Genomic DNA, 11585 nt, shown 5'->3' on the forward strand with positions numbered 1-11585 from the left:
CCTAATACTACTCATATCCAAATTTTTCTGATATTTTTTTAAATGATTTCGAGCTTTGAATTTCTCGCAGAAAAGTCTCTGATAGCTCTCTTCGTTTTCTTGGCGATATAACTTCACCGGAACGACCACTGTCACCGGTTACGTTAAAAGCGCTAAAAGTATCCATAAAACTATCTGAGTAGGGTAACTCTAGTTTATTTACTAGTTTTTTTATGTATATAAGTGGTTTTGCAACGATATCTTCGTATTTTATTATTTGACTTCGCTGAAATCCGCTTATAAAGCATTCTACCCTTTTACAGTATTCATCAAAACCTTTCGGCTCAAAATGTTCCCAATTATTTGAAACTAGGGACAGATACGAGTCTATAGGATTTCTTATCGTAGCTACGCTAAGAATTTCAAACTGTGAATTTAAATGGTGGACTATTGAGGATGTGGATTCAGGCTTCTTGCCAACACAAAAGTCGGAATGAGAGTGATCTCTAATCACGAGGTAACCACCAAGGTTATTTATGTGCGTACTTGTTATTTTAATATTACTTTGAAATATACGCCACGCGAGCTCATCAACATTTGGTACATTTGCGTAACGAGCTTGTGTCGTAACATCCGCAGGTAAAAACTTCGGTTTCCCGCCCCCCATATGAAGATGTGTTGTAGGGTGTAATTCACTGAGTAAAAATGTATTTGGTTGAGCAGCAACACACTTTGAAATTAACGTACCACCACTGCATGCTAAATGATGGATAATACGAAGCTTGGGTTTTTGCTCTGCTCTTTGCAAAATAGATGAACATTGCGACAGAAGACTCTTGGAATCTTGTACCTTTGATTCCGTTTTAAGTGATGAACTAATTTCTGAGTTACTCTCTATCTCACTTATCACATTACCCAGCTCACTCATCAATTCGTTTAACCCTTCAGGTTCACTCATATTAAAGCGACTCCTGCAAGAGTTCCGGATTGGTTTTCTTTAAGTCTTCATAAAACAGTGAAGCTCTTTCTAGTTTTTGATGGAGATTAGCAATGAGCAGTATTAATTCATCAACCCTTTGGCTTTTTTCCCTCAACTGTGACCTTAATTCATCCACGTCTGCTTGTGATTTTGTAAGTAGCTTTAAGTTCATCTCTGAAATTCTTTCAGTTTTGCTCAAGCGCTCTTCGGCAACTTGCTTTTCACGTAAAAGCGATGCGTAATCTTTCTCTAATTTTAATACGTTACTTTTCTCATTTTCTAGAGATGTTTTAAGTTCACGATTCTCCGCTTTTGTTTCTTTATTGTTGTTGTTTAACGACTCTGCCCACTGCTTATTCTCCATATGATGACGTTGATGATTATCACGCTGTTCAATTAACTCATCTTTCTCTTTAAGAAGCTGTTCGTTCGCAGTGAGCAACTTAGTATTTTCATCTTGAGATTCTTTTAACTGCCCTCTCAAGTTCTGCTCTGTTTCTGAAAACCTATTTCTAGACGACATGAACTCTTCTTCAAACTTTTGCAGCTGGTCTCTTAGAGACACTAGTTCGGCTTCTTTATCCGCAGTTGATTCTACAGCCGAAGTTAAATTAGCCTTCAATGCCGAATTTTCTTGTATTAAGAAGTCATATTGTAATCCGAGTTCGATAATATCATCTTGTCGCTGAAATACAGTAAATTCAGAATTCTCCGAGCACGGTATTTGAAAAAAACCCTTACTCTTAATATCAGTCACCTTCTCGCAACCTTCAGCCTTGTAGGTGCTTACACAAATAATAAAATCAAAAATTGAGAGTGTCTCCACGCCTTCAGCGCTTTCCAGGAAAAGAAAATCAGCTCTGGTATCGAGAAAAAGTACATTTAGTTCATCCTTTGATGCATTTAATTCAGACAACATACTTTTTATTGAGATTCCCTCAACCTGACGCTGTTCTGTGAGCTTTACATTACCTTGTAAGAGATCGTGTAGTTTCTCTAAAGAATTGAAACGAGGATTATTATAAAAATATACCTCCCCAGAAGAATCCTCCCCGGGAAACAACCATTTGTTTATTAACGTCACATTTTCATGCTTTTTGAGCTTTCTATGTAGAGCTTTGAACAGTTCATCGCTGCCTTCAATTGCAACTAATTCCCTTGGCCTTAAGTCACATAGGCCCACCACTTTCGTACCTGCACCCGCTCCGACGTAAACTACTTTTCCTAGTTTTTTAGCGCAGAAATGCATTAACCTTTCAAGGTAATCTTTCATTCAACAAGCTCCTAATTAGTTAGCTAACCACGTCAATAAATTGGTGTATAAACTACTACCATATTCATTATGAGAGTGCCGTGAAATTTTGCCTTTTATGTTTTCAGAAATAGCCAACTCATCTTCGCCTCTGATGTAATAAGTATGCTCTAACCTTTCAAATTCTCTAGTTAGCCAACACTTATCAAGCATAATTACTGGAACATTGAAGAAAACGGCTAACCAAGCTAACCCCGAACTTTTGTTTTCGTAAGCACTTGGCGTGTAGGTGCAATAGATTAAATCCAAATCGCTGAGTACATTAACAAGCGTTGGCGTGCTCCAGTACTCGTTAGAAAGCTCAACCTGTTCATATTTTTGATAGAGGTAAGTAAGTTTTTCTCTTGCGCTAGTTAACTCTGGATATTCCCAAGCTAGCGTGTATTGAATGACAAGAGTAACTTGGTAGTTAAATTTTTGAAGAAGCTCTTCGACTAGGGAAGGTAGCCGATTAAAACCTTTGTTTTCTTTTGCATCCCCCAGATAAAGTAAGATTCTGGGAGTGTCTCTTGGCATTTTAATTTGACTGTGTAATTGTTCCCAAGGCAAAAGATAACATGGATGTATCCCAGATATGTCGATGCCTAGTGATTCATAGAAGTTTCGCGTTTCGAAATCTGAAGCAAATAACTTTACCTGCGTAAATTTAGCGAGTCGTAAAAAAGCAAACGCATAACGAGCTCGATTAGAAAGATGGCTCGCTTCTCTTGGTAAGAACATACAACAAATCTTGAAAACACATCTTGCGGCACCAACATTCTTCTCTTTGCTCAACAAGTCCAAAGCTAGGCTTAATGCAGAAGCATGTTCCCAGTTTACACATGGAAGAAAAAAAACAAGTTCATTCTTCGGTGAGCTATCCACTGCTTGGTTAATTGCTCTAAAGTATTCAACAGCCAACTCACGGATATAACACTGGATTAATTCACTATCCCGACGGTAGTCACTTGTATAATGCGCATAAAAATTTGACTCGAAGTGCCGAAATATTTTAAGCCCTTTGTCCTCAGCTTCAGCCAATAATGTTGCATCAAGCTCCTTATGAGCGAATATCTTTAATGCATTACTGCCCTCGTAACACAAAAGTGTACTTAGAAAAGCTGCATGATGACCTCCGGCTTCCATCAGCCCAGGGTCGAGCACAAAAACTTGTTTCATTAAAAATTACTTAGTATTTTTTTGGGTGATGATATTAGCCCAAAGTGATTTCACCAGTTCATCGACATTTTCACTTGAATTAATCTTATCTATTGCAATTTCATAAAATAGAACAGCAAGTTCAAGCTCTTGTTTTATTTGAGAAGAACTCGCCATTAGGGTCTCAGCAGGAATCTTAACAAACGGACCGAAGCTGTCCTCGCCGTAAAATTCGGTATCGTGATAGATAACATTTGCAGTTCCGTCTCTGAATTCTATATATACCTCGGCATCAAACGTTTCTGGATTGATATTCTCTGCCCGGAGTTTTACTTTTGTATTATTGCCTTTTTGTGTAAACACAATGTGCTGGTAATTTCCCTCGCTTGCCAATTCTTCGAAAGAAAGCGATTTTACATAATCTTCAAGACTTGAAATGTGCAGATTTTCTTGTGCTTGCGTAGCGGGTGTATTTGGCGCTTTAAAGCCAACTGCAGATATGGCCCCCTTCCATTCATTGACACTCCGTTGCAATACTTTACCTTCAGCATTGAGCTTATCTAATATACTTGGAAGGTTTGAAACCAAATGTGAAATTAGAGCACTATCTTGTTGTGCAAGCTCAACTAAAGCTTCTTTATCATTTAATGAAACTGTTAATATCGGCCCATACTCGTCAATATTTTCAGGCGGCCAAGTCAAAAGAGGAGCACTTCCATCGCCTAACTCTCTAAATTCAAGACTTAAGTTATCACTAAATTCACCATTTTCCGCTTCACCCACGGTATTAGCTGTTACTTTAAACGCTAGCGTTTCTCTCCATACACTTCCGAGCAACAAGTTACTAAATGTTAACCACAAGTGTTCGTAACCATCTGTCACATACTCTTCACGCAATTTAACTTCGTCGAAGCTCAACCAGTTTGGTAAATTATCAACATAACTTGCAAACTCAACGGAGACTCTTCGCCAAGTTCGCCAAGCCTCTGTAGAAATATTCGTAGTTGTTTCGATATCTGGATCTTGTAGCCTCTCAGCAATTACGTTAATTACGCCGTATATTAGTAACCTTTCAGAAGCATTTAAGCGTTCAATCGTTTTTTGTTGTTGCTCTTTTAAGTTATCGGGAGCCGTAAGGAAATAACGAAGATACGGGCCATACTCATCAGTAGCATCCTCCCTCACCCGAAACAATGGCGACTCGGTGTCTTGAGCTCGGAACTCTATACCCACATGACCTGACACGATTACGAGCTTGGTTTTTATGTTCGCGAACTGGGCATCTGATGGAAAAACCACATTATGAAGATTAATGTGAACATCGCGGTAGTCACCTGCTTCATATTGCCCTGTAATACTGATCTTTTCTGCAAAAACTTTATCGAAAATTTTAGATTGAATTTTATTCGTTGCCATTGGGGTACTTACTAATCCTGTACGAGCTAAATGGTCACTATTTTGTAACGCTAGATAATAATGCTCTAATTCTTCTTGTACTTGTGATATCTGTAGCGATGCTACCTCTAGTTCTAACTCTAGTTCTCTAATGCGCTTAGCTGCAAGCTGCTCGCTTTTATTGTTGACTTCCTGTTCCTCTTGCAGATTTTTTAACGCTTGTTGTAGCTGCTGCTTTTCAACTTTTAACTCATCCGATTCAGACAAATGTCCTTCTAACTCTTCTTGCAACATCTCTACTTGCAACAAAGTTAACTTACTCTCGTCGTCGGCTTTACCCAATTTCTCATTTGCTTCAGAAAGCGTAGCCTTTGTATGCTCAAGCGCTTTTTCGGTTTCTTCTAGTTTTATGGCTGTCGCAACCGCACCTTCAAGCTCTTCTTGTAGTTGCGCTACTTGTAACAAAGACAACTTACCCTCGTCTTCGGCTTTACCCAATTTCTCTTTTGCTTCAGACAGCGCAGTCTTTGTATGGTTAAGCGTTTTTTCGGTTTCTTCTAGTTTTATGACTTTCGCAACCGCACCTTCAAGCTCTTCTTGTAACTGCGCGACTTGAACACCCAATGTTTTCACTTCAGCTTTTGAACTGTCTACAAGCTCTTGTTTCTTCGAAAGCACGTCTTTTTGTGTTAAAAGTTCATCGTTTAGTACTTTAATCTTGTCATCGACTTTTGCTTTTTGTACGACGATATCCTCATAAGCAGCAGTCTTTTCACTAATACTTTTATTAGCAATTTCTAACTCTTTATTTAATTGAAAAACATTTTCATTAAGAGCCTGTGTCTCAGCCTCTTTTTGCTCTAATTTATCTTTGGCCAGTTTGAGCGCTGACATTTGCTCTTGCAATTCACTACTACTAGCGTCAAGTTTTTTTTCACTATGAGCCAATCTTTCATTTGCTGTAAAAAGCGTCTCATTCAACGCAACAAGTTCATTGCCCTTAGCCATCAATTCAATGGCACACTGCTGAAATGTATTACTTTGTTTTTTGAAAAAGTCTGAATCAGGGCTTAAATGAACTGAGAATTCACTAAACATGATGCTTACTGACAAAGCATCATCGTACAATTCATAAAGTTCATCTTGGTCAATTAAGAACGATGCGGATGCTAGTAGCATAAGCTGCTGTTGTGTAGATTTGTTTTGCAGGTTGTAATCCGTTTCAACTTTTTTATCGAACACCTGAGCTATAAAGGAAGAAGGGTTTGCCAAAATGTCATCAATGGAAACAATGTTTATCTGCGCATTTTGTTCAGAAAGCTTAATTACATTTTCGACTTCTTGCCTCCAACGCACTATAGCTTCTGTTTTGTTAACGTTGTTATCTTTCAATAGAGCTTGTTGCAGATACAATTCTGGTGAACTGTAAACCAACAGTATTTGACCATTTTGAAGCGCTTGCCATTCGGTAATTGTGCATTGTGGGGCATTAACAAAAATGCAGCCTGCTCGCTGACTGTCTTCAATTATCTGTTCAAATAACGTATTTATTGAATTGATTTTAGAATTGGGGACGGCATTAACGGTCGCATTCGCTATTGCATGCTCTCTTACCAACTCTTCTATTGGGTCAAGCGAAAGGTTTCCAACAGAAATAACAACTGCACGTGGCATGATAACTCCTAAAACGACTTAAACTTATGCGTCCTTAACTTTTTGCAAGTGTACCTACTTTAAGTAACGATTAAAACTGTAATAAAACAACAATAGTACGTCTTCATTGGCTTGCTTACTATTCGATTATTGCTTGTGTGCTGATATACTACGTACTAATTTCTCAATATTGCGCAAACTAAGGATGTTTGCCGATATCTATAAAGTAATTGCTTAAAAGATGTATCAATTATCGTTTTCTCAAAAAATAGAACGGAAGCTGTCTCCAAAAGAAGTAAGTCCCCAAGCACCTAATAGCAGCGTAGATTGGGTTGTGTACCACGTACCGAAAACAGCCGGGAGTTCGTTGCGGCAAAGTTTTGTTGATGCTTTGGGGCAGGGCAAGGTGTTTGGTGTTTATAGAAATACCGGCGCTGCGGAACTTGGCTCAGGGAAGGCCATTTGGGTTCCGCGAAGTGCAAAAGTGGTTTTTGGCCATTTTCCTTCTCATGTAAATCAAATGGCAATGTTCCCAAATGCACAAAAAGTAACATGGGTGAGAGATCCTCTCGAGCGCGCGTGGTCGTTACTCGGCCACTACTTAGCTACAAAAGATGAAAATGCGCAATATGCGTTCGTAAAACAGCATTATTTAGATAAAGGCATAATTAAGAAAGAAGATATATTTGAGCGCATGATCAAAGAAAACGCGTTGGCTAAGAATATTTTCGTTTACGCGCACTATTTTGAAAGCATCGGTCTTAACGACTTTGACTTTGTGGGTAGTACCACAAGAAACAGTGCAGATTTGAAGCGACTACAAAAGTTACTTGGCAAGCCATTAATAGAAGCAAAAGAGAATGTAAGGAATAGTTCGTCATCATTCCCTAGCACTTTGCGCTATTTAGAGAGTTATTTTGCTTCTGAATATGAAATTGTTGCTGACTTTCTATAAAAACAAAACGGAATTAGGTTTGTAAAATGGGACTAACAGTAAAAATAACAAAGCAACATATCGATATGCTGAAAAAGCACCGATTGTTTTGTGCGTGGGTACCGAGCTTCAACGCATACCTAGATAATCAAAACAGTATTGGCTGGTTAAGTGTGGGGTCGCAGGTTACTTTTTATAACTCAATAGAAATAGAACCGTACGCCGCCATTTACGGGTCACCTTATATTGGTGGCAAAGGCACAATGCCAACCTCTGGGCTCTGCTCTATCGGGTTTAATTCGTATTCCCATTCTGCGCTACCTGAAAAAATGGTGGTAGGCCGTTACTGTAGTATCGGTGAAGGCCTGAAAGTGTTAGACAGTCAACACCCGGTTACTCAATTAAGCTCTAGCCATTTTACGTGGAAGCCACAGTCTGTATTTGTCGACGCTTACTTTAAAGATAACGGCTTACCTTCTCTGGAAAAACCCTTTTTCGATGTTAATGGGGTAAAGCCCTTCCCTGTCATTAAAAACGATGTTTGGATTGGTCAGAACGTCACTTTATCTACTGGCATCACTATTGGAAACGGTGCCATTGTAGCGGCTAACTCAGTAGTTACTAAATCGGTACCTGATTATGCTATTGTTGGTGGCAATCCAGCTAAAGTCATTAAATATCGCTTCTCGGATTATCAACGCGAAGAATTGCTAAAAACTGAATGGTGGAAATACGATTTAAAAGGCTTTGCACACCTCGATACAAAATCGGTTTTTCATTTCTTGAGACAGTGGAAAGAAATAAAAGACGATTTAGAAGTGTTCAACCCTAACACGCTGATATTGCCTGATATCTTTGGCTAACACGCTCTAGCCCCATTAGCGAAACTAGCTACTAAGGTTGTTTGCTTTCCATATCATCTGTTTCAACTTTTGATGCTGAGCTGATAGGCACGTCCATTGTTGAACTGTACCCATTAAAATCGCCTTCGGGTGCTTCTGTGAGTGATACACTTACTACCATTTCCGCATCATCTGTGTTTTGAACAGTTTCTGCTTCTGGTGACAAAGCAAAGGCATCATAGGTTTCTTCTAAGGTGTTTTCTGATTTGCTTACCATACTGGTTTGTTCTTGTGATGAGGTCTGGTGAAGAGTGTCATGTTCGTCTTTTACTCCCAGTGCTCCTTCCGAATGAAGTGATATATGGTTGTTACCACTAGATTTAATAACAGAGTCTTCAGCCTTTTGGCCTGCTTTTAACTGTTTTGAAAACTCAGTTAACTCAACTTCAGTCTGCTTTGCACTGTTAGTGAAAAGATAAGCAACCGTCAAACTCACTACTACTGAAACAAAAATGATTAGCCGCTGCATGAGATTCCTTCTTTATTTAAATAAAAGAAGGGAAGGGCATATGCCCCTCCCTTCTTTTTAGTGCATTACTTTCCATTGCGTACCGACAGTATTGCCATAGCCTCTATCACCAATACCTAAGCCGTTCATAAGATAAATATACGACTGACCGCTTTGTGTTTGTCGCCAAAAGATATCGTCTTTACCGTCACCGTTTAAATCTGCAATGTCAGCAATCTCCCAATCTATGTTCGCGACTGAATTAACGAGAGCGCTTGTCTGGATTTGACCATCTTTCATCAAATATGCCCAGTTACGGCCATCTACTTGGTTGCGCCAAATAATGTCATCTATACCGTCGCCATTTATGTCACCTACACCTGCAATATCCCAATTGGTGTTAACGGTATTTAGTACATAGCGCTTCTTGATGTTTGTACCTTCCATTAGCCAAATATAGTTACTGCCCCTGGTTTTATGGCGCCATATAACATCATCATAACCATCGCCATTCACATCGCCACTTGCAACTATCTGCCAGCCTAGGTCACTCACTGACAAGCTTGCTGTAGACGTAGTGGCCTTTATTCCGTCCATGAGGTAAATCCATGTATCACCTCGTGATGTATGACGCCAGATAATATCGTCTTTACCGTCGCCGTTTAAATCGAGTACTTCTTTAATTTTCCAACCGCTATCGTAAACATAGTTTAGTTCGCCTTGTTTCTTGATTGTAAAGCCATCCATCAAGTAAATATAGTTTCGACCTGTCTCATGGTTACGCCATAAAATATCTGACTTACCATCTCCATTGAAGTCACCACGGCCAACAATTTTCCAAGCTTGATTGTAAATAACATTTATTCCCGAACTCTCTTCAATATTAAGGCCGTTCATCTTCCACATCCAATTACGGCCATCATCGACATTACGCCACAGGATATCTGCTTTACCGTCGCCGTCTACATCATGTCGAACATGCTTGGCATTTACAGATCTAGTAGCCCAGTTCGAATAATTAACCTTACCAACTGATGAGTCTGTGTTGCCATCATAAATGAAGCTTAACGCTTTAGGGTTATCCCCTTCATTCATCTCGGCCGTGTCTTCTTCACCCCACCAGTTGTTCTTCGCATTGATCCCGTAACTCGTGTGGTTCTCTAGCGCGTAACCGCCGTTACCGTAGATGTCGTTGCCGTTAATGACTGGGTTTGCGTAGTTGTGAAGACTTATACCGTAATCATCATTATTGATGATGCTATTTCCGCTTATCTCGAACGCCTCGCTACCGTTGTTTTCGTAGTAGCTGATAAACACACCTGCACCATTACCTTCTATTTGGTTACCTACAATAGAAGGCACAATGTAACCACTGATATACAAACCAACACTGCTGTAGTAGTCATCTTGGCCATTATTCGTAATGGTATTGTTGTGCACCGTCGCCCGCGTCGTATTGGATTCGCTATAAAGACGTATGCCTGAACCACTGTTGGCATCGACAACGTTATCACTTACATCAATAGTGTTATGATTACTTAGCGTGAGGCTTATACCGTTGCCACTGTTATCGCTTACCGTATTACCCGTGACCGTCGCCGTATAATCATTCGCGTTATTACCCCACGAATAACTGTAGCCATAAATACCTTCACCTTGGTTGTGACTGATAACGTTATCCGTTATCGCCACGTCACCATCTAAATACTCTAGCTGTATACCACCATTGCCATTGTAAGTAATGGTGTTGCCATGCAACGTAACGTCATCAAGACTGTAAAGATAAATACTTGAACCATTATTCTCAATGGTGTTGTTGTTAATTGCCCACGTTGCGTTGCCGTAGTTAGCCGTTAGTGCATAACCGGCGTTGTCGTGAATATGGTTGTGTGACACCGTCACCGTACTGTCATTGTACGTGTCAAAAATATTGAGTGCTTGGCGGTTGTTCGCCAATTCACTATGGGTAACGCTAAATACGTCATCGTTGTAGATGCTATACGTTTCTATGCCGTAGTCGCTATATTCCATTCGCATATGCGTAGCACTTAACGAACCGCTATTAATACGAATACCGCCCCAGTCACCCATTTCGCCGTTACGGTTGCTGCTGGTCAATATCACCTTTTCATCTTCGCTGCCCGCGACAACCACGTTACCGTCTATCAATAACTCACTGTCATAAGGGTTTTGGCCATCAGATGTGTCGTCACTATTCGCTAAGAACAACACTTCTACGCCTGCCATAATGGTTAACGTGACATCTGATGAAACGGTAATATCGCCCGTAATAAGGTAAGGGCTATTCTCTTTTGTCCACACCGTGTCTTTGATTAACGTTGCGCCTGGCAGCACCGTGGCCGCATACAGCGCCGTGGTACGCACTTGCTCTGCATCACCCCAATCACCTGCTGCATCATTATAAACCGCCGTGATCAAGTCGCCCGTTTGGATATCAAGCAGACCATCGCCTTCTACCGCTGTCGCCGCTTCATTGACCGCAATGCTACCGGTAAATACGCCGCTATCCACATCCGTTTCGGTAAGCGTAACGGTTTCACCTACAATCGTACCCGCGGTAGTTGAGAACGTGAAACTATCACCCGTGTTAAACCCAATTGTGCCTGCGTCTATCTTAAAGCGTACTTCGCTGTTGTCGGTCACATAGGCTTTATCGTTTGCATAGATATCATATTGCCTACTTTGTAAGCCCGACTCACTACCCGTGACGATAAATGAATATGAGTTGACCGCCGTGACGGTCCACGCTTCCGTTAGCGTATCGTAGCCTGTGCCCACAATGCGCAATGTGCCATCACCAACGTTATTCTTCCCAGCAGCTGGCA

General features: G+C 40.4%; 8 protein-coding genes. 2 read left to right on the forward strand and 6 right to left on the reverse strand.

Going from position 1 to position 11585, the window contains the following annotated elements; genetic code table 11:
- Positions 1-7: 7 nt before the first annotated feature.
- From C6Y39_RS05505 to C6Y39_RS05520, 4 genes are read right to left on the reverse strand one after another with little or no spacing between them, the layout of a single operon-like run.
- The gene (locus C6Y39_RS05505; protein ID WP_105930306.1) at positions 8-937 is read right to left on the reverse strand and encodes a sulfotransferase family protein; all 930 of its coding nucleotides are present in this window, start codon (positions 935-937) and stop codon (positions 8-10) included.
- A gap of 1 nt (position 938) precedes the next feature.
- Positions 939-2231 (reverse strand): coiled-coil domain-containing protein, encoded by a 1293-nt coding sequence (locus C6Y39_RS05510; protein WP_105930307.1) that lies wholly within the window; start codon positions 2229-2231, stop codon positions 939-941.
- A 15-nt stretch (positions 2232-2246) separates the two neighbouring features.
- Positions 2247-3428: a hypothetical protein gene (locus tag C6Y39_RS05515; RefSeq protein ID WP_105930308.1), complete on the reverse strand. Its 1182-nt coding sequence runs from the start codon at positions 3426-3428 to the stop codon at positions 2247-2249.
- A 6-nt stretch (positions 3429-3434) separates the two neighbouring features.
- Complete coding sequence (locus C6Y39_RS05520; protein WP_105930309.1) at positions 3435-6476, reverse strand: coiled-coil domain-containing protein; 3042 nt, start codon at positions 6474-6476, stop codon at positions 3435-3437.
- A 220-nt stretch (positions 6477-6696) separates the two neighbouring features.
- Between C6Y39_RS05520 and C6Y39_RS05525 the strand changes: the two genes are divergently transcribed.
- Both C6Y39_RS05525 and C6Y39_RS05530 read left to right on the forward strand, forming a co-directional pair.
- Entirely contained in the window at positions 6697-7410 is a 714-nt protein-coding gene (locus C6Y39_RS05525) for a hypothetical protein (protein ID WP_105930310.1), read from the forward strand.
- 26 nt (positions 7411-7436) lie between these two features.
- Entirely contained in the window at positions 7437-8252 is an 816-nt protein-coding gene (locus tag C6Y39_RS05530) for a CatB-related O-acetyltransferase (RefSeq protein ID WP_105930311.1), read from the forward strand.
- 31 nt (positions 8253-8283) lie between these two features.
- Here the strand turns inward: C6Y39_RS05530 and C6Y39_RS05535 are convergent, their stop codons facing one another.
- On the reverse strand, positions 8284-8760 hold the full coding sequence (locus C6Y39_RS05535; protein ID WP_105930312.1) for a hypothetical protein: 477 nt from the start codon (positions 8758-8760) through the stop codon (positions 8284-8286).
- Positions 8761-8817: 57 nt separating this feature from the next.
- Positions 8818-11585 (reverse strand): FG-GAP-like repeat-containing protein (locus C6Y39_RS05540; protein ID WP_105930313.1); only part of this gene is annotated, 2768 nt, incomplete at its 5' end.

The organism is Alteromonas gracilis, from assembly GCF_002993325.1.
Taxonomy (GTDB): domain Bacteria; phylum Pseudomonadota; class Gammaproteobacteria; order Enterobacterales; family Alteromonadaceae; genus Alteromonas; species Alteromonas gracilis.

Excerpts from the sequence above, each read along its gene's own strand:
- C6Y39_RS05505 (WP_105930306.1), bottom strand. The coding sequence starts at position 937 with ATGAGTGAACCTGAAGGGTTAAACGAATTGATGAGTGAGCTGGGTAAT.
- C6Y39_RS05510 (WP_105930307.1), bottom strand. The coding sequence starts at position 2,231 with ATGAAAGATTACCTTGAAAGGTTAATGCATTTCTGCGCTAAAAAACTA.
- C6Y39_RS05515 (WP_105930308.1), bottom strand. The coding sequence starts at position 3,428 with ATGAAACAAGTTTTTGTGCTCGACCCTGGGCTGATGGAAGCCGGAGGT.
- C6Y39_RS05520 (WP_105930309.1), bottom strand. The coding sequence starts at position 6,476 with ATGCCACGTGCAGTTGTTATTTCTGTTGGAAACCTTTCGCTTGACCCA.
- C6Y39_RS05525 (WP_105930310.1), top strand. The coding sequence starts at position 6,697 with ATGTATCAATTATCGTTTTCTCAAAAAATAGAACGGAAGCTGTCTCCA.
- C6Y39_RS05530 (WP_105930311.1), top strand. The coding sequence starts at position 7,437 with ATGGGACTAACAGTAAAAATAACAAAGCAACATATCGATATGCTGAAA.
- C6Y39_RS05535 (WP_105930312.1), bottom strand. The coding sequence starts at position 8,760 with ATGCAGCGGCTAATCATTTTTGTTTCAGTAGTAGTGAGTTTGACGGTT.